Origin of the sequence: Amycolatopsis sp. lyj-112 (genome assembly GCF_046549055.1) — a bacterium.
In the GTDB taxonomy this organism is placed as follows: Bacteria; Actinomycetota; Actinomycetes; order Mycobacteriales; family Pseudonocardiaceae; genus Amycolatopsis.
This window is the reverse complement of record NZ_JAJPWS010000019.1, coordinates 79,047-97,815: the sequence shown is the minus strand read 5'-3', so window position 1 is coordinate 97,815 and position 18,769 is coordinate 79,047. Positions and strand designations below refer to the sequence as shown.

The following is an 18,769-nucleotide window of genomic DNA, read 5'->3' as shown; positions in this document are numbered from 1 at the left end:
TGAGGGGCCTGACCAGCCGACGTTGTCTCAGCGTGTCGCGAAGCTTGCGTTCCGTTTACGACGCTCATCTGGCACCCTGGAGTGGTGTTGCGGCTTGCAGGTGCACGGCTGCTCGATGATCGGGACTATCCGGCGGTCCGTGCGGCGCTCGCCGCGGACCCGGTCGGCAGCTGCATGATCAGTGCCAGGGTGGAGACCGCGGGTCTCGACCCCTGGCGGCTCGGTGGTGAGCTCTGGGCCGCCGATTCGCGTCCCGTCCGGGCGGGCAGGCTCCAAGGGCTGTGCTTCTCCGGGCCGAATCTGATCCCCTTGCGCGGCAACGCCTCCTCGTTGCGCTCCTTCGCCGATCGCGCGCTGCGCCGTCAAAGGAGCTGCTCGTCGCTGGTCGGCCCGTCCGAACAGGTCCTCGGGCTGTGGGACGAACTCGAACCGGAATGGGGCCCCGCCCGCGAAGTCCGGCACGACCAGCCGCTGATGGCGCTGGACGGGATCCCGTCCGTGGCCGCCGATCCGCTGGTCCGCCCGGTGCGGCCGGAAGAACTCGACAGGTATCTGCCCGCCGCGATCGCCATGTTCATCGAAGAGGTCGGCGTCGACCCGCGCAGTGGTGACGGCGGGGCCGGCTATCGCGCCCGCGTCGCGGAACTGATCGCCGGCGGACGCGCGTTCGCGCGGTTCGAGGACGGTGAGGTCGTCTTCAAGGCCGAGATCGGCGCGATGTCCTCCACGGTCGGCCAGATCCAGGGTGTCTGGGTGCATCCGGAACGGCGCGGCGGCGGCCTCGGCACGGCCGGGACGGCGTCCGTGGTGACCAGGCTCGTCCGCGGTCTGGGCCGCACCGCGAGCCTGTATGTCAACGCCTACAACACCCCGGCGCTCGCCGCCTATCGCCGGATCGGCTTCCAGCAGGTCGGGCAGTACGCGACGGTTCTCTTCTAGGACACGGCCCGGTTCGGCGTTGCGTCCGGTCGGAACCCTCCCGAACTGGCAGGATCCGGTACATGCCAGCAGGTCGTCGTGTCGCCGTCGTCGTGCTCGCGGGGGTGGTGGCCCTTTCGGCCACCGGCTGCGGCCTGTTCGCCGATTCCGGGCCCGAAGACGCCGTCAACGGTTTCCTCGACGGAATGATCTCCGGGGACGCCGCCGCCGCTGCCTTCTTCACCGATTCGCCGGACGCCGCCCGGACGTCGCTGGAGCTGACGCGGAAGGCGCTTTCCCCGGAGTCGGTCAAGGTCGCCGAGAAGAAGGTCCAGCACTCGTCCGGGGCCGAGGACGGGACGGCGACCTATCAGGTCACCTGGAACCTGCCGCGCGGTCGCGCTTGGACGTACAAGGCCGACGCGCAGGTGCATTCCACCCAGAGCGGGTGGAAGGTGCGCTGGCTGCCCACCGCCATCCACCCTCAGCTGGCGACGCAGCAGACCATCGCGCTGAAATCCGAACCGCCGGACCTCGCCCCGGTGCTGGACCGCGACGGCCTGCCGTTGCTGCGCCCGCAGACCGTCGTCGGCGTGGTGCTCGACCCGGCGAAGGCCGGCGACGTGGGAAGCGTCGCCGACAAACTCGGCGCGGCGCTCAACCGGTTCGAGCCCTCGGTGACCGGCCAGTCCATCCGCGACGGGGTGAAGGCGCTCAAGCCTGGAGCCGGCTACGCGGTGGTGAGCCTGCGCTCGAGTGACTACCAACAGGTGAAACCCGAGATCTACGACCTGCCCGGCGTCCGGTTCAGTCAACAGGACAGGCTGCTGCCCGACGACAAGAACTTCGGCAAGCAGGTGCTGCCCGCCGTGCGCTCGCTCGTCGAGGGCCAGGTGGAAGGCGCGGCGGGCTGGCGCGTCGTCACGCTCGACCCGAGCGGCGGCGAGATCGCCGAACTGCACAGCGAACACCCCAAACCCGCCGCCGCCGTCGTCAGCACGCTGAGCGTGAAGGCGCAGGGCTCGGCGGAGCGGGCGCTGGCCCCGGTCCCGACGGCGTCCGCGCTGGTCGCGATCCAGCCGTCGACCGGCGAACTCCTCGCCGTCGCGCAGAACGCCCCGGCCGACGCGCAGGGCGCGCTCGCGCTCAGCGGCCGGTTCCCGCCGGGATCCACGTTCAAGATCGTCACCGCCGTCGCGGCGCTCTCGGCGGGTTCGGTGCAGGCGAGCAGCCCGGTCGACTGCCCCGGCACGGCCACCTTCGAGAACCGGACGGTGCCGAACGAGGGGAAGTTCGCGCTCGGTGTCGTCCCGCTGTCCAGGGCGTTCGCCAAGTCCTGCAACACGACGTTCGCGAAGCTCTCGACCGACCTGCCGCCCGCCGCGCTGACCGACGCCGCGCGGGACCTCGGCATCGGCGCCGACTTCGTCATCCCGGGACTCACCACGATCACCGGATCCGTGCCGCCCGCGAACTCCGTCGCACAGCGCGCGGAGAACGGTTTCGGCCAGGGGACCGTCGTGACCAGCCCGTTCGGCTTGGCGGTCGCCGCGGCGGCGGTCCAGTCGGGGAAGGTCCCGGTGCCGACGCTGGTGCGGGGGATGGCGGCGACGTCGTCCGGTCTCGGTAAGGCCGTTCGCCCGGAGGTGCTCGACGCCGTCCGCGGGATGATGCGCGAGGTCGTCACCGACGGCACGGCGACGCTGCTCGAACCCCTGCCCGACGTCCGCGGGAAGACCGGCACCGCCCAGTTCGGCGACGGGACGCATTCGCACGGCTGGTTCGTCGGCTACACCGGTGACCTGGCCTTCGCGGTGCTGCTCACCGACGCGGGCACGTCCAAGCCGGCGGTCGAAGCCGCTCAGCGCTTCCTGGCGGGGCTCGGCTAGCGGGCAGGTCGTAGGCTGGACGCATGTCCGTTCGTTCCCCCTTGAAGCCCGGCGTCCAGACGCCGAGGCGAGACGTCCCCGCCAGCATCGCCCGCCCCGAGTACGTCGACCGGCCGGCGCCGAAACGCGACACGGGCGACGGGGTCCGCACGCCCGAGGTGATCGAGGCGATGCGCGTCGCGAGCCGGATCGCCGCGCAGGCGCTCGAGGAGGGCGGCAAGGCCGTCAAACCCGGCGCGACCACGGACGACATCGACAAGGTGATCCACGAGTTCCTGCTGGACAACCACGCGTACCCGTCCACGCTGGGCTACCGCAGCTTCCCGAAGTCGTGCTGCACCTCGCTCAACGAGGTGATCTGTCACGGCATCCCGGACTCGACGGTGATCGAGGACGGCGACATCTGCAACATCGACGTCACCGCGTTCATCGGCGGCGTCCACGGCGACACCAACGCGACGTTCCTCGCGGGCGACGTCTCCGAGGAGGCGCGGCTGCTGGTCGAGCGCACGCGTGAGGCGACCCTGCGCGCCATCAAGGCCGTCCGGCCGGGCAGGCAGCTCAACGTGATCGGCCGCGTCATCGAGGCGTACGCGAAGCGGTTCGAGTACGGCGTCGTGCGCGACTTCACCGGCCACGGCGTCGGCCCGGCGTTCCACACCGCGCCGACCGTCCTGCACTACGAAGAGCCGTCGGTCGACACGATCATCGAGCAGGGCATGACCTTCACGATCGAGCCGATGATCACCCTCGGGACGATCGACTACGACATCTGGGACGACGACTGGACCGTCACCACCAAGGACAAGAAGTGGACCGCCCAGTTCGAGCACACCCTCGTGGTGACCGAGAACGGCGCCGAGATTCTTACGCTGCCCTGACGTGAGACGAAGGGGCCCTTCACCGCATGAGATGCGGTGAAGGGCCCCTTCTCTACGTCTTACGCGCTCTCGTCCTGCTCCACCCGGGCGAGCAGTTCGTCGAGGAAACCGCACGCCTCGGAAGCGGCCCTGTCCGCGTCGCCGTCGGCGATGGCCTCGGCGAGACCCTCGTGGCCGATCTCCGGCAGGTACTCCCCGCCCGGCGTCACGTTCGACGTCGCGGCCACGCTGGCCGTGATCACCTCGGTGAGTCCCCGGTACATCTCGGTCAGCAAGGTGTTGTGTCCACTTTGGACGACCGCGAAGTGGAATTCCGCGTCGAGGCGGGCGAAATCCTCCCAGCGACGTTCTCGCAGCTCGACGTTGCGGCGTTCGAGCAGCGAGCGCAGCCCGGTCACTTCGTCCTCGGTCCGCGATCTCGCCGCGAGCCGGGCACCCTCGACCTCGAGGATGCGCCGTACCTGCAGCACCTCGCGCAGTTCCGAGCCGCACAGGCGCCGGATCGCGCCCGACACCTCACTCGTCGCCCGCACGTAGGTGCCGTCGCCTTGCCGGACTTCGAGCAGCCCCGTGTGCGCGAGCGCGCGCACCGCTTCCCGGACGGTGTTGCGGCCGACTCCGAGCTGCCCGGCCAACTCGGGCTCGGTCGGAATCCGCTGCCCGATGGGCCATTCTCCCTGCGTGACGGCGTCACGCAGCTGCTCGATGACCTGATCGACCAGGCCGGCACGGCGCGTGGTGGCCAATGGCACAGCGATATCCCTTCATCCAATCATCCTATGTATGTGACACTAGCCGATGTGCGTGTCGACTCCCAGGATCCCGTGTCCCCGTTCGATGAGCGTCTTGAACTCGAAGGCTCGATCGAAACGCGGTGGCGGCCTGGAGTGATCACCGGCGGTGTCCTGCTCGGTGTCGCGGTGGTACTGGTGGCGTTCAACCTGCGCCCGGCGATCACCAGCGTCGGCCCGATCCTCGGCGAGATCCGCGACGACCTCGGTGCGTCGGCGACCTGGGCGGGCGTGCTCACCACGCTCCCGGGCCTCTGCTTCGCGGCCGCCGGACTCACCGCGCCCGCACTGGCGCGCCGGTTCGGCGTCGGCGCGGCGATCGCGTCCGCGCTGTCCGTCCTCGCCGTCGGCCTGGTGCTCCGGGTGATCGACGGCCCGCTCGTCGTGCTCGGCGGAACCCTGGTGGCCACGGCCGGTATCGCACTGGCGAACGTGCTGATCCCAGTCGTCATCAAGGACTCCTTCCCGGCGCGTGTGGGCATGATGACCGGCGTCTACACCGCGGCTCTCCAGGGCGGGGGCGCCCTGGGGTCAGCGCTCACCCCTCCCTTGGAGAGCGCGTTCGGCGGCTGGCGCCAAGGCCTCGGGGTCTGGGCGGTGCTGGCGGTGCTCGCACTGGTCGTCTGGATTCTCGCAGCCCGCGGTACGGGGCGTGCGCCCGTTCCCGAGGCAGGAAAGCAGGGTAGCGGGCGATCGCTCATGCGGAGCCCGCTTGCGTGGATGGTCACGCTTTTCTTCGGGACTCAGGCGTTTCTCGCCTACGTCGTGATGGGCTGGCTGCCGGAGGTCATGATCGACGCCGGGGTGAGCAAGGGCGACTCCGGCCTGCTGCTCGGCCTGATGTCGCTGCTCGCCGTCCCGATCAGTCTCGTGGTGGCGCCGATGGCCGCGCGGCAGCGCAGCCAGAGTCCCTGGATCGTCGGGCTGGGCGTTTTCGGCTTCACCGGAATGGTGGGCATGATGGTCGCCCCGACCGTCTCGCCGCTGCTCTGGTGCATCCTGATCGGCCTCGGGATGAGCGTCTTCTCGCTCGCGCTGACGGTGATCGCGCTGCGGGCGCGCACCGGCGAGGACACCGCCCGGCTCTCCGGGATGGCGCAGGGCATCGGCTACCTGATGGCGGCCGTCGGGCCGTTCCTGTTCGGCCTGCTCCACGACCTCACCCACGCCTGGACCGTCCCCTGGATCATGATGCTCGTGGTGTTCGTCGCGCAGATGACCTTCGGTGCGCTCGCCGGCCGCCGCCGGTTCGTCTGAACGCGTTCAAAAAACTTCTTGACCCCACGCCGGGCGGAGCCCTAGCCTGAGTGAGTTGAACCTGTTCAAAAACTCGGTTCTGGGGGTCGGCGTGGTGGAGGAACTGGCGATCGGGACGGCTTTGGCCTGCTTCGCCGCGGTGTGCATCGGAGTGGCGCCCGAGCGGGCCGCGCCGGTGTCCTCGCCGTTCGAGTTCTACCGCGCCGTGGACCGCGTCTGCGCGCAGGTCGGGACGGACAGCCAGGCGGCGATCGAGCGCTACTGGCCGGACCCGGAGGGGGACGTCGCGACGGAGCTGCGCAAGTGGCGGCACTACATCGCGACGAAGGTGGACGGCGCCAAGGAAGTCCTCAAGGGGGCGACGGGGGTCCGCACGATGCCGGGGAACGCGGCGTCGGCGCGTGAGGAGTTCCTGGCGGCCGTCCGCCGGTACGTCGAGGCGGGCGAGCGGTTCTCGGGGGAGGGAGCCGGCTCGCACGCCCTGATGGTGGTCTCGGACAACGCGATGCACGACGCGAGCGAACTCGCGGTGCGCAACGGTGCCCGCCGCTGCGAACGCGTCGTCTGAGGTACCGGAAACGCTATGAACGGCCCGTTACTGGCAAATTTTGCAAGTAACGGGCCGTTCATAGCACTCGGCCGAGGGCTGTGGAGTCAGTCCAGGGGCAGGTTCAGCAGCGCGTTCTCGACGAGTTCCGGCATCGCCGGGTGGATCCAGTACTGGCCGCGGGCCATGCTCTTCGCGTCGAGACCGAAGCTCATCGCCTGGATCAGCGGCTGGATCACCGACGACGCCTGCGGGCCGATGATGTGCGCGCCCAGCAGCTGCCCGGTGGCGGGGTCGGCGAGCAGCTTCGCGAAACCGGTGGTGTCCTCCATCGCCCAGCCGTAGGCGATACCGGCGTAGTCCTGGTGCGAAGTCACGTACGAAACGCCGCGCTCGCGAGCCTCGCGTTCGGTCAGCCCGACCGACGCGACCTGCGGCGAGGTGAACACCGCGTGCGGGACGAAGCGGTGGTCGGATTCGATCCGCTCGTCCGGGTGCAGCAGGTTGTGCTGCACGACGCGCTGCTCGTGGTTCGCCACGTGCTTCAGCTCGAAGACCGATGAGAGGTCGCCGAGCGCGTAGATCCCCTCGACCACCGTCTGCTGGTACTCGTCGACCACGACGTGCCCGCGCTCGCCCGTGGTCACCCCGGTGGCGGCGACGTCGAGGAGGTCGGAGTTCGGCGTGCGGCCGGTGGCGACCAGCAGGACCTCGGCCTCGACTGTCTCGGCGCCCTGCGGGCCCTCGAGGTCGAGCGCGACGCCGGTTTCGGTCTTGCGGGCGCGGACGGTCTTCCGCTCCAGCCGGACGTCGAAACGCTGCGAGGCCAGCTCGGTGAACCGGGCGCTGACGTCGTCGTCCTCGGACCGCAGCAGCGCGCCGGACCGGTTGACCACGGTCACCTGTACCCCGAACGAGGCGAAGACGTGCGCGAACTCGGCCGCGATGTAGCCGCCGCCGAGGATCACGATGCTCGACGGCAGTTCGTCGAGCCGCATCACGGTGTCCGAGGTGAAGTAGCCGGTCTCGGCGAGGCCGGGGACGTCCGGGACGACCGGGCGCCCGCCCGCGGCGAGCACGAAGCGGTCTGCGGTGATCGTCTCGGCCGGACGGCCGTCGGAGTAGTTGACCTGCAGTTCCTTGGTTCCGGTGAAGCGGCCTTCGCCTTCGTACACGGTGACGTTCTTGTTGTCCTCGTGCTTGACGCGGTACTCGCGCCCGCCCGCGGCGATCGGGTCGATCCGGCCGAAGATCCGGTCGCGGACGTCGCGCCAGCGGACCCCGGTCAGCTCCTCGTCGACGCCGAACTTCGCCGACGAGGAGGGGGTGGCCGCGACGTTGGCGGCGTGCACGAACATCTTCGTCGGGATGCAGCCCACGTTCAGGCAGGTGCCGCCGAACGTGCCCTTCTCCACGATCGCCGTGTTCCAGTCCGCGAAACGCGGGTCGAGGATCGAGTTACCCGATCCGGTACCGACGATCACCAGGTCGTAGTGGGGCACGCTGTTTTCCTTTACGGCAGGAGCGGGGGTGGTTCCGACTCTAGCCAACTTGTCACGGGGACCGGTTGTTCCCGGTCAATGGTCGTTCGAGCTGAAACGCATCCGGTCCTTCGGGCTCGTCCAGGTCCAGCCGATCGCGGTAAAGGCGGCCACGGCCGGGTCCCCGGCGGTGATCATCCCCGGCCGCGGGTTCGCCCGGTCGACGTACGCCGACGCGAGTTCGGGCAGGACGAGGTCACCCTTGGTATACGGATTGCAGAACGGGTCGACGTCGATCGCGAGCCCGTAGGCGTGCGCGGACCAGTTCGTCTGGCCGCGTGCGGGGCGGCAGACGAACGCGGTGGTGTTGTTGCCGTCACCCGTTGGTGGAGCGGTGAGCTCCGCGGGGGCCGTCACGCGCCCTCTTTGATCGTCCACTGCTTCGATCGGGAACTTCGCGGCGAACAGCTTCCCGAATACCCCGGCGACGGCGTCCGCCACTGACGAGTTCACGAGCATTTCGCCGGTATGCGCGCGGCCGTCGAAACCCCAGAACGACAACGTCAGATAGCGCAGATCGCCCGCTTTGACCGGACAGCCGGATTGCCACGTACTGCGCGCGAGGACGTCGGCAGGACCTGCCCGAAACCGTCACGGCGCAAGGGAAGCGGCTTCGCGCCGACCTGCCATCGCGGCGCGGGCGGCGGATCCACGGAAGTCGAAGGTGGCGGCGGCGATGTTTTCGGCGGGACACTGCCGATGGCCGATGTGGACGGTGCCGGTGCGGGGGTTTCAGCGGAACATGACAGCAGTAAGAAGGCCGTAGCCGTCAGAACCCTTGCCATCATCCGCACGGGGTCCAGCGTGACAGATACGTTCAGTGAGTACAGAGTCCACCCGTTTCAGTGACACCGCATCGGGCTTTCTCCGATTAGGGTATTCGCGATCGCTTGTGTACGCGCTGGAGTCAAACGACAGCCCTGGGTTTTGAAGGGAAGCGCAGTGCCGCGGCGCCGTACGTACGCCCCGGTGAAGGGATTGAACATGCCGAAGAAGTCACGTCGCACCCTGCTGCTCGCGGTCGGAGCGGTGCTCGCGACCGCCGTCCTGGTACCGATCGCGGTCAACACCGCGTCGGCCGACGACAGCGCGGCGAGCGGACCGGACAAGGTCGCCGAGCCGAGGATCGTGGGCGGCGGCAAGGCTTCGGTGTCGCAGTACCCCTACGCGGTCTACTTGGCCGATCGCGGCGGCAACCAGTACTGCGGAGCGGTGATCGTCAGCTCCACGACGGTCGCGACGGCGGCGCATTGCGCGGTGGCGGTCAAGCGCGGTGACGTCCGGGTGGTCGCGGGACGACAGGACAAGCGCTCGCGGGACGGCGTGGAACTGCGCGTTTCGCGGATCTGGGTGAGCCCGGACTACAGCGGCGACCCCGGCAAGGGTGACGACATCGCCGTGATGACGGTCAGCGGTCAGCTTCCGTACCGGCCGGCGAAGGTCGCTGATTCCGGCGACGCCGGCCTGTACCGCGAAGGCACGAAGGCGACAGTGCTCGGCTGGGGCCGGGTCGCCGACGGCGGCGCGCGCTCGGACTACCTGCGCAGCGCGGACGTGCCGGTGGTGAGCGATCAGACCTGCCGCGGCGCGTACTCCGGGTACGACCCGAGTGACATGGTGTGCGCCGGCTACCCCGAAGGCGGGGTCGACGCCTGCCAGGGTGACTCGGGCGGACCGCTGGTCGTGGGGGACACGCTGATCGGGATCGTCTCGTTCGGCGAAGGCTGCGCGAGGGCGGGCAAACCCGGTGTCTACACACGCGTCTCGCACTACGCGAACGAGATCGCGAAGGAAAACGACCGCAGGCTGATCGGCTGATCGGTGCCTTCACGGCGCCCGATGTGCTAACAAGTGGTCGTGACCACCGACACCCCGATCACCGAGACCACCCCTTCGTCGTTCCCGCTGTCCGTCGCCGGTGCCGAGATCACCGCCGCACAGCTGCACGACATCCTTCGCCTGCGCGTGGACGTGTTCGTCGTCGAACAGAAGGCCGCCTACCCCGAGATCGACGGGCGTGACCTGCTGCCCGGCACCCGCCACCTCTGGATCGGCGGTTCCGTCACCGTCGATTCGTACCTGCGGGTGCTGCAGGACGCCGGCGGCACCTTCCGCATCGGCCGGGTGTGCACGGCCGCGCGTTCACGCGGCAAGGGCCTGGCGGGACGGCTGATGGAGACCGCGCTCGCGGGCATCGGCGACGCGCCGTGCGTGCTGGACGCGCAGACGTACGCGAAGAACTTCTATGCCAGGTACGGATTCGTGGCCGAGGGCGACGAGTTCGAAGAGGACGGCATCCCGCACATCACGATGTGGCGCCGGGAGGCGCCGCAGCCGTGATCACCCCGACAGCGCGGTCGACGTCGGCCTCGGTGAGGTCGGCGCGAGCGGTCAGGCGCAGCCGGGAGATGCCGTCCGGCACGGACGGCGGGCGGAAGCAGCCGACGCGCACGCCCTGATCCGCGCAGGCGGCAGCCCACGCGACAGCGGCCTCCGGTGACGGCGCCTGCACGGAGATCACCGCGGCGTCCGGGACGCTCACCCGGAACCCGGCCGCTTTCAGTTGATAGGCGAGGTTTCCGGCGACTTCGGTCACCTTGGTGGCGAGCTCCGGCTCGGCCTTCAGCGCGTTGAGCGCGGCCAGCGCGGCCGCGGCACTGGCCGGGGCGAGCGCGGTGTCGAAGATGAAACTGCGCGCGGTGTCCACGAGATGCTTGATCACGCGACGCGGCCCGAGTACCGCTCCGCCTTGTGCGCCAAGGGCTTTCGACAGCGTGATCGTGGTGACGACGTCCGGCGAGGAGGACAGGCCCGCGGCGTGGACGGCACCGCGGCCGCCTTCGCCGAGGACGCCGAATCCGTGGGCGTCGTCGACGAGCAGTGCCGCGCCGTTCTTTCGGCAGACCCCGGCAAGCTCTTCGAGCGGGGCGATGTCGCCGTCCACGGAGAACACGGAATCGGTGACGACGAGCGCGCGCGGTTTGCGGCGGGTGGAGAGCGCGTGTTCGACCGCGCTCGGCGTGCTGTGCGTGACCGCGGCGATGTCCGAACGGGACAGACGGCAGCCTTCGATCAGCGAGGCGTGGATGTACTTGTCCGTGACGATCGCGGAATCCGCGCCGGACAGGGCCGTGACGGCGCCGAGGTTCGCGGCGAAACCGGAGGAGAAGACCAGCGCGGCCTGCGTGCCGCAGAAGCGCGCGAGGTCCTGTTCGAGTTCGGCGTGGACCTCGGTGGTACCGGTAACGAGCCGGGAACCGGTCGACCCGGCGCCCCAGCGCAGTGCCGCGGCGGCGGCCGCACCGGCGACGCGCTTGTCGTGGGCGAGCCCGAGGTAGTCGTTGCCCGCCAGGTCCAGCTCCGTGGACTGTGCCTGCCGGATGCGCAGCTGGCGCACCAGCCCGGCCTCGGCCCGCTTCTCAGCCTCCACGTCGAGCCAGTCGAAGACCTGGTCGGGCGGGAGGTTCTGGAAAGCGGGACCGGGAGAGTTCACGTCCCGCAGTGTCCCATCCGCCGTTCGGAAACCTGTCAGATGGGTGCCAGAACAGCGTGACTCGCGTGATTAAAGACGGAACTCGCGTGATCGGAGACGTAACTCGAGAGTTCCGCCCTCAATCACGCGAGTTCCGGTCAGGAGCACGCGATATACGTGTTAGCTGTCGTAGCTGCGACGCGGGCGTCCGGTGCCCGGACGCTGCGGGCGACCGGCGCCGCCGCCGGACTCGCTGCGACGCTGCGGGCGGCCACGGAAGCCACCGGGACGGCCACCGCCGTGACCCTCGCGGGAGCCCTGGTAACCGCCGCGCTCGCCGCCACCGTAGCCACGGCCACCGCCGCCACGACGCGGGGACTCACGACGACGCTCGATGACCGGCTCGCCGCTGGGCTGCTGGGCACCGGTGATGCGGGACAGCTCGGAGTCGCCCGGGCGGACCGTGGTCTGCTCGGCGCGGACACCGGCGCGGTCGGTCATCCGGCGCACCATGCGGCGCTGGTCGTGGGTGACCAGCGTGACCACGACACCGGACGCCCCGGCGCGCGCGGTACGGCCGGCGCGGTGCAGGTAGTCCTTGTGGTCGGCGGCCGGGTCGACGTGCAGCACCAGCGAGATGTCGTCCACGTGGATACCGCGAGCGGCGACGTCCGTGGCGACCAGCACCGGGGCGAAGCCTTCCTTGAAGTCCGAGAGGACGCGGTTGCGCTGCCCCTGGGTCTTGCCGCCGTGCAGGGCGGCCGCGTGGACGCCCTTTTCGCGCAGGCGCTCGGTGAGGCGGTCCACGTGGTGCTTGGTGCGGACGAACATGATCGTGCGGCCCTCGCGGGCACCGATCTCGGTGATGATGTCCTGCTTGTCCTGGTGCGACACCTGGAGCACGTGGTGGTCCATGGTGGTGACGCTGGCGGTCGACGGGGCGACCGAGTGCGTGACCGGGTTGGTCAGGTACGCACGGACCAGGCGGTCGACGTCACCGTCGAGGGTGGCGGAGAACAGCAGGCGCTGGCCGTCACGCGGGGTCAGGTCGAGGATCTCGCGAACCTGCGGCATGAAGCCCATGTCGGCCATCTGGTCGGCTTCGTCGAGCGCGATGAAGTTGACCTCGGACAGCGACGCGGTGCCCTGGCGGACATGGTCCGACAGCCGGCCGGGGGTGGCGATCAGCAGGTCGACGCCGCGGGAAAGCGCGTCGGCCTGGCGGGTGAAGGCCATGCCGCCGACGGCGGTGCGGCACCACAGGCCGAGGGACTTGGCCAGCGGGGTCAGCGAGTCGGCGACCTGCATGGCCAGCTCACGGGTCGGGACCAGGATCAGCGCACGGGGGTGCTTCGGGCGGGTCTTGCCGCCGTTGAGCCGGGTCAGCATCGCGAGGCCGAAGGCCAAGGTCTTGCCGGAACCGGTCTGGGCGCGGCCCAGAACGTCGCGGCCGGCGAGCGCGTCGGGGATGGTCGCCGACTGGATCGGGAAGGGGGTGGTGATTCCGCCATCGGCCAGTGCCCGCAGCAGCGGCTCGGGAAGCCCGAGCTCCGCCCAGGTCGTGGCCTTCACCGTCTCGACGGCGTCATCGTGCAGCATCGCGTCGCCCGCGGGGCGGGTACGCGGCTTGCTGCGGTGCTGACGCGCCGACGGTGAGGTATGGCCGGAGTTGAACGTGACTGTCACAAATGCCTCTCGGACGTGGCACGTCACAAGGAGGCCCGGGCTGCCCGCGCGCAGGGGGGCAAGATGGTGTGCAGTGGGCGTTCACAGGGACGAACCCGGCACACCGCGTCTGCATGACACCGCGCGCCAAATTGATTGATACGGATACCGCGAGCCATTCGGTTGGCTTTGGAGGCGACGGACACCACTCATCCACGCCGCCGGTTGCGGTCTAGCACTACTGTACCGGACCGTTATCCGGCCGCCCAACGGGAGGGACCGATTGTGGGCAGGGTCTCCACGGCGGGCCACTTCCGGGTGTCAGGAAAGGGTCTTTCAAGACGGATGGCGTCCTGAAAGACCCTTTCATGACACTGTGGACGGTCGGCTCAACTTCCTTGGCAGGTCACCGAAGGCTGCACCGGATTCGTTCCCGGCGCGTCGACGACGAGACCGAAGGTCGTCTCGCCGTCCGGCGCGATCGTGCCGTTCCAGCCGGCGTTGCGGACGTTCACCACGTTCCCCGATTGGCTCAGCGTCCCGTTCCACACGCTGCCGATCTTCTGGCCGGCGGGCAGCGTCCAGCCGGCCAGCCAGCCGCCGTAGGGGGCGGTGCTGTGGTTCATGATCGTCACCGTCGCCTGATAGCCGCCGGACCACGCGTTCGTCACCGCGAACATCGCCATGCAGGAGCCGCCGGAGGGCGGCGGCGAGGTCGGTGTGGTCGACGACGGCGGCGCGCCCGGGTCGTGGATGCCGGTCACTTCACCGTTGCCGCCGTCGAAAGCGACGTCGGAACAGCCGTAGAAGGTTTCGGCGCTGTCGGAGCGTTTCCAGACCGAGTAGACGATGTGCCGCCCGGTCTTGTTCGTGGGCAACGCGCCGCTCCACTTGTACTGGCCCTCGACCGTGCCGACCGAACCGGTCACCGGCGGGTGGTCCACGGTCAGGAACGGCTGGTCTTCGAGGTCGTCCCAGCGCAGCGGACGGCTCGGGTCCCAGCCGTCCTTGGTGACGAAGGTGTAGAACCAGCCCGGATGCGCGGCCCACGCGTTGTAGGAGAAGTCGAACGTGGCCCCGGCCGTCAGATGGGTGAGCGGCCAGTCGCCGACGCCGTCGAATCCGGCGAACCCGGTATTGCCGCCCGAGCACAGTTGCCCGTCGGGGATGAAGCCGCGGGTGCGGCCGGCGCCGTCGGAACGCAGTACGGAGAACCAGTTGTAGAGCGAGTTGGCGCCGCTCGTCCGGACGGCGGCGGCGCAGGCCGGGTTGTGCGGGACGATCTCGCCGGTCGGGGACAGCCCGTCCTTCCAGCAGAGGAATGTGCGGCTGCCCGGTTTCATCATCGCGCCGTGCGCGGCGGCGGTGCCGGTGTTCAGCACCAAGGTGAGCGCACCCGCCAGTAGCAAGGTCACGACGGCCAGGACGGTACTTCGTTGTTTCGTCACGTCGGCTTCGCCTTCTCCCATGCGGAAACGGCCGCCCGGTCATGGCGGCCTCGAGGTATGGGAGCGCTCCCAGTATTGAGGGTAGAGCACGCGGGTGACCGCCGAAAGGGCTTTCAGCGGTCTCGAAGCAAGCGCGTGAGGGCCACCCTCAGGGACTCAGAGTCCCTGAGGGTGGCCCTCACGCGTTCCCGCTCAACGGAGCCCGGCGATCTCCTGCAGTTCTTCGATCAGTTCCGGCACCGCCGTCAGGCGCTCCGGCAGCCCGCGCGAGTGGAACCACGTGGCGATGTTCCGTACGTCCCGCGTGAGGAACTCGAGCCCGCCCGGGTTGGCGACGATGTCGACGGCCTGCGGCAGATCGATCACCATCACCCGCCCGCGGTGGACGAGCAGGTTGTACGCCGAGAGGTCGCCGTGCGCGAGCCCCTGCGACGCCAGCAGTTCCAGCATCGCCGACGTCTGGAACCACAGTTCCCGCAGCTGCTCGGGCTCCGGGCGGACCTGGGCGAGCCGCGGCGCGGCGGTCTCGCCGTCGCCGAGGAACTCCATCAGTAACTCGGTGCCGTCCCGCTGCACCGGATACGGCACCGGCGCGCCGACCATCCAGAGCCGGCTCAGCGCGCTGAACTCGGCCACCGCCCACTGTTCGGCGATGAGGTTGCGGCCGAAGCTGCTGCGCGACTCCATGGCCCGCATTTCGCGCGACCGCCGCATCCGCCGTCCTTCGAGGTAGCCGGCGTCGCGATGGAACAGGCGGTGCTCGCCGCTGCGATACCGCTTGGCGGCCAGGACCGTGCCGTCGGTGTCGGGCAGGCCCCGGCGCACGAGGTGGACGTCGGCCTCCTTGCCGGTCTTGAGGATGCCGAGTTCGCTGTCCACCGCCGCCAGCTGGGTGATCACCCAGTCCGGTCGCGGGTGCGGGCCGTGTTCGGCGTCGCCCCACGTGCTCCAGCGGTCGCCGCCACCCGGGATGGCGGTTTCGGTGTAGGCATCTTCACGCAGCCGGGCGAGCCGGACGCGTTCGTCCGCGGTGAGCCGTCCGCTGCGCGTGGGTTCGGGCTCGTCGTCGAAACGAGCGCGACGGGTACGACGAGGACTTTCGTGAGATTCTTCGAGATCGTGCTTGCGCACTGGTGGGTTCTCCTAGTCAGGGGTGCCCCACCGGGCGAGCGTCGTGGCTCAGCCGCGAGGGGCGGGTGAATGGGGGCGGCCAACGCCCCGGACAGTCATCTGCACGACGCACCTCCCTGTCGCATCCACCGGCCCTCTGCCGGATCGCGCACGATCATCGCGGACTCCGCCCGCGAGCCGCAACCGATTTAAGTCCTATGCCGAACGCAGCCCCGCCAGTTCGCCGCGCGACCGGACCTTCAGCTTGCGCAACACGCTCGCGACGTGCTGTTCCACCGTGCGCCGGGACAGGAACAGGACCTCGGCGATCTCCCGGTTGGTGTGCCCGGCGGCGAGCAGGCGGGCGACGTCGCGCTCGCGGGGGGAGAGTTCGTCGCCGTATCCCCGGCGGCCGCGCCGCGAAGGGGCGACGGCGCCGGTGGACCGGAACGCGTGGCGGCAGCGAGCGGCGTCGCGGGTGGCACCGAGCCGGTCGAACGCCTCCGCGAGCGTGGCGAACGTCTCGGCGACGTCCTCGTCCCTCGCCAGCCGGCAGCGCGTGGCCCGTTCCGCGACCAGTGCCGCGTGGTACGGCGCCGGAAGCGCGTCGTAGCGCTGCCTCGCCTGCTCGAAGGCGTCGATCGCCTCGGCGTGGTCGCCCTGTGCGGCCGCGATGAGCCCGCGGTTCGTCGCGAGCGCCGCGCGGGTCGATGGGGCGTCGAGTTCGCCGATCTCGCGCTCGAACTCGTCGGTCAGCACGACGGCCTCCGCGATCCGCCCGGTGGCGCAGTACGCGTCGGCCGCCGCGGCGAGGAGGTCGGCGCCCCAGGCCCAGACTCCCTTGGCGCGCAACAGTTCCAGCCCCTTTTCGACCTGGGCGACGGAGGCTTCGCGCAGGTCCTGCGCGAGCAGCATGCCCGACAGCCCGGCGTGCGCGGCGACGGCGACCGGTGTGAACGCGTTCTCCGGCTGGTCCGCCCCGGTTTCGGCGAATCTGGCCGCCGCCTCGTCCCATTCGCCGCGGGCGGCGGCGAGCAGTCCCATGACCAGCGCCAGTTCGCTGGTCACCGGCAGGAGGTCGCGGTACTCGTCGGTCAGCGCGTCGGCCCGTTCGGCGAGGCCGTCCCAGTTCCCGGTGAGCCAGTCGGTGTGGACGGCCGTCGCGCGCGCCGTGCTGACGACGTACGGCGCGCCGCAGTCGGCGGCCAGTTGCATCCCGCTGCGCAGCAGGCTCCGGGCCCGCCGGTGATGGCCCGTCCAGGCGCAGGCGTCGGCACTGTTGCAGTGCAGCCGCGCGAGGTGCCGCTGCTCGTCGGCCGAGCCGGCGCCGGCGGGTGTCTTGGCCAGCATGTCCCAGCCCCGCGCGTCGCCGATGTGCAGCCGCGACGCGACGTTGTTGGCCATCAGGATGAGCGTCAGCCGCTGGTCCGTGGAGCCTTCGATGATCCGGTCCACCCGGTCCATCCAGCGCCGGTGCTCGTGCAGCGGGGTCGCGCCCACCCAGGGCTGGGCGAGCACGCCCATCCCGCGTCCGGCGAGGTCGGGACGGTCGGCGAGGTCGTTGACGGCGATCTCGATCTCGGTCCGGGCGGCCTCCAGCCCGCCGGCCTGGCGGATCAGCAGGAGCCCGAGACCCAGCCGGACCTCGCCGCCCAGCCGTCCGGACAGCCTGCCGTCGGTGAGCAGCCGCTCCAGCGCCGGGACGACTTCGGCCTGCGCGAGCCCGTTGCACGCGACCGCGCTGAACTTGACCGCGAGTCTGTCCACATCGGACGGTGTGAGCCCCGGTTCGTCGAGCAGCGTGCGGAGCAGATCCGTCGCCGTGGCGAGGTCGCCGACGGCCGAAGCCTGATCCGAGGCGGCTTCGCCGTACTTCAGGGCGCCCGCCCGGTCGCCGGCCTTGCGGCAGTGTTCGGCCAGCCGCACCAAGGGCTGCGGGAGTCGTTCGCGCAGCAGCTTCGCTGCCCGCCGGTGCAGTTCCTGGCGGTCCGGGCCGGGGATCGTGCGGTAGGCGGCCTGCTGGGCGAGCGCGTGCCGGAAGCCGTATTCGCCTTCGCCGGTCTCCACCAGGACGTTGCGTTCGAGCGCGAGGATCAGCGCCTGGCGGGCGCGTTCGGGGGTGAGCGCGGCCGCGGCGGTCAGCAGCTCCGAAGTGGACGGTTCGCCGAGGACGGCGGCCGCTTCGGTGATCCGCCGGGCGGCGGGCGGCAGCGCGGCGAGCCGTTCGACCGTCGCCTCGCGCAGCAGCGCCGGGACCTCGACCGTGTCGAGCAGGCGTCGCGCGGTCGCGCCGTCGGCGTGCACGGCGCCCTCGACGCCTTCGATCGCGTGCAGGGTTTCTTCGACCACGAACGGGATCCCCGCGGTCCGCTCGTGCAGCCTCGTCGCGAACTCGGCCGACACGGTCGGCTCGCCCAGCAAGGCCGAAGCCAGCGTCTGGACGCCTTCGCGGTCCAGCGGACGGAGCGTGACGAGCACGTGTTCGGTGCCGGGCGCGGGCCGGTAGGCGCTGCCGAGCGGGATACCGCCGGGCGTCTCCTCGCGCCGGTAGGTGAGCAGGAGGGTCAGCCCGGTGGGCGGATCGGTCATCAGGAACCGCAGCAGCCGTCGCGAGCCGTCGTCGGCCCAGTGCAGGTCTTCGATGAGCAGGAGGTGCGGGCCCAAGGAGGCGAGCAGTTCGCGGACGGCACGGAAGAGCCGGTGCCGTTCGGCCCGCGGGTCGCCGAGCCGGGGCGGCGGCTCGGGCAGGTGCCTGGCGAGTTCCGGCAGGTAGGGGGCCAGTACCCCGGTGACCGGGTTGAGTTCGCCGTCGGGGCGGAGGTCCTTCAGCGCGTCGAAGACCACGCCATACGGGAAGGGCTCGCGCAAGGGCTGGCAGGTGCCGGTGAGGACCGGCCGTCCGGTCAGCTCCGGGCACGCCAGCAGTTCGGTGGCGAGCCTGGTCTTACCCACGCCCGCTTCGCCCTCGAACATGATCACCGCGGGCGAACGCAACGCGGCGGCCAGGGCCTCTCGTAGTTCTGCATCACGGCCGACGAGCACAGGTGAACTCGTCCTGCGCCGGTATCCACCGATCACCATGCCGGGTCACCCCCGCTTCACGAACCACACCGTTCGAGTGAACGCAGCTTAAGCGCGGTGGAAGTGATCACGGAACCCACTCGGACGGTCACGGAACTTTCGTAGGGATGGTGAATTTCCCCATTAGATACGTAGTCCTACGGACCGATGCCTCGCTTGTTCGTGCAGG

General features: G+C 70.1%; 16 protein-coding genes. 8 read left to right on the top strand and 8 right to left on the bottom strand.

What is annotated here, in order from left to right:
- Positions 1-84 precede the first annotated feature (84 nt).
- The 3 genes from ACLJRL_RS37645 to map all read left to right on the top strand — a co-directional run bounded on the left by ACLJRL_RS37645 (position 85) and on the right by map (position 3,688).
- Entirely contained in the window at positions 85-939 is an 855-nt protein-coding gene (locus ACLJRL_RS37645) for a GNAT family N-acetyltransferase (protein WP_410661165.1), read from the top strand.
- 62 nt (positions 940-1,001) lie between these two features.
- A complete protein-coding gene (locus tag ACLJRL_RS37640) occupies positions 1,002-2,807 on the top strand; it encodes a penicillin-binding transpeptidase domain-containing protein (RefSeq protein ID WP_410661164.1) in 1,806 nt (601 codons plus the stop codon).
- A 23-nt stretch (positions 2,808-2,830) separates the two neighbouring features.
- Entirely contained in the window at positions 2,831-3,688 is an 858-nt protein-coding gene (gene map, locus ACLJRL_RS37635; RefSeq protein ID WP_410661163.1) for a type I methionyl aminopeptidase, read from the top strand.
- Between the two features lie 59 nt (positions 3,689-3,747).
- Here the strand turns inward: map and ACLJRL_RS37630 are convergent, their stop codons facing one another.
- The gene (locus ACLJRL_RS37630; RefSeq protein WP_410661162.1) at positions 3,748-4,440 is read right to left on the bottom strand and encodes a FadR/GntR family transcriptional regulator; all 693 of its coding nucleotides are present in this window, start codon (positions 4,438-4,440) and stop codon (positions 3,748-3,750) included.
- A 48-nt stretch (positions 4,441-4,488) separates the two neighbouring features.
- On the opposite strand from ACLJRL_RS37630, the gene ACLJRL_RS37625 reads away from it, so the two are divergent.
- Positions 4,489-5,736, top strand: a complete 1,248-nt coding sequence (locus ACLJRL_RS37625; protein WP_410661221.1) for a CynX/NimT family MFS transporter — start codon at positions 4,489-4,491, stop codon at positions 5,734-5,736.
- Positions 5,737-5,791: 55 nt separating this feature from the next.
- Positions 5,792-6,304, top strand: coding sequence for a hypothetical protein (locus ACLJRL_RS37620; protein WP_410661161.1), 513 nt, complete (start codon positions 5,792-5,794; stop codon positions 6,302-6,304).
- A gap of 86 nt (positions 6,305-6,390) precedes the next feature.
- Here ACLJRL_RS37620 and ACLJRL_RS37615 read toward each other — a convergent pair whose 3' ends face one another.
- Positions 6,391-7,785: a mycothione reductase gene (locus ACLJRL_RS37615; RefSeq protein ID WP_410661160.1), complete on the bottom strand. Its 1,395-nt coding sequence runs from the start codon at positions 7,783-7,785 to the stop codon at positions 6,391-6,393.
- Positions 7,786-7,860: 75 nt separating this feature from the next.
- Positions 7,861-8,277, bottom strand: coding sequence for a M15 family metallopeptidase (locus ACLJRL_RS37610; RefSeq protein ID WP_410661159.1), 417 nt, complete (start codon positions 8,275-8,277; stop codon positions 7,861-7,863).
- A gap of 15 nt (positions 8,278-8,292) precedes the next feature.
- Between ACLJRL_RS37610 and ACLJRL_RS37605 the strand changes: the two genes are divergently transcribed.
- The 3 genes from ACLJRL_RS37605 (at position 8,293) to ACLJRL_RS37595 (ending at position 10,164) form a co-directional block, all read left to right on the top strand.
- Positions 8,293-8,673 (top strand): hypothetical protein, encoded by a 381-nt coding sequence (locus tag ACLJRL_RS37605; protein WP_410661158.1) that lies wholly within the window; start codon positions 8,293-8,295, stop codon positions 8,671-8,673.
- A gap of 135 nt (positions 8,674-8,808) precedes the next feature.
- Positions 8,809-9,642, top strand: coding sequence for a S1 family peptidase (locus tag ACLJRL_RS37600; protein WP_410661157.1), 834 nt, complete (start codon positions 8,809-8,811; stop codon positions 9,640-9,642).
- A gap of 33 nt (positions 9,643-9,675) precedes the next feature.
- The gene (locus tag ACLJRL_RS37595; protein WP_410661156.1) at positions 9,676-10,164 is read left to right on the top strand and encodes a GNAT family N-acetyltransferase; all 489 of its coding nucleotides are present in this window, start codon (positions 9,676-9,678) and stop codon (positions 10,162-10,164) included.
- Here ACLJRL_RS37595 and ACLJRL_RS37590 read toward each other — a convergent pair.
- The 5 genes from ACLJRL_RS37590 to ACLJRL_RS37570 all read right to left on the bottom strand — a co-directional run bounded on the left by ACLJRL_RS37590 (position 10,130) and on the right by ACLJRL_RS37570 (position 18,600).
- On the bottom strand, positions 10,130-11,317 hold the full coding sequence (locus ACLJRL_RS37590; RefSeq protein ID WP_410661155.1) for an 8-amino-7-oxononanoate synthase: 1,188 nt from the start codon (positions 11,315-11,317) through the stop codon (positions 10,130-10,132). The genes ACLJRL_RS37595 and ACLJRL_RS37590 overlap by 35 nt on opposite strands.
- A gap of 159 nt (positions 11,318-11,476) precedes the next feature.
- Positions 11,477-12,982 carry a DEAD/DEAH box helicase gene (locus ACLJRL_RS37585; protein ID WP_410661154.1) on the bottom strand — a complete coding sequence of 502 codons (1,506 nt, stop codon included), beginning with the start codon at positions 12,980-12,982 and terminating at the stop codon, positions 11,477-11,479.
- A gap of 368 nt (positions 12,983-13,350) precedes the next feature.
- The gene (locus ACLJRL_RS37580; protein WP_410661153.1) at positions 13,351-14,409 is read right to left on the bottom strand and encodes a lytic polysaccharide monooxygenase; all 1,059 of its coding nucleotides are present in this window, start codon (positions 14,407-14,409) and stop codon (positions 13,351-13,353) included.
- 192 nt (positions 14,410-14,601) lie between these two features.
- Positions 14,602-15,540 carry a serine protein kinase RIO gene (locus tag ACLJRL_RS37575; protein ID WP_410661152.1) on the bottom strand — a complete coding sequence of 313 codons (939 nt, stop codon included), beginning with the start codon at positions 15,538-15,540 and terminating at the stop codon, positions 14,602-14,604.
- 195 nt (positions 15,541-15,735) lie between these two features.
- The gene (locus ACLJRL_RS37570; RefSeq protein ID WP_410661151.1) at positions 15,736-18,600 is read right to left on the bottom strand and encodes an ATP-binding protein; all 2,865 of its coding nucleotides are present in this window, start codon (positions 18,598-18,600) and stop codon (positions 15,736-15,738) included.
- Positions 18,601-18,769 lie beyond the last annotated feature (169 nt).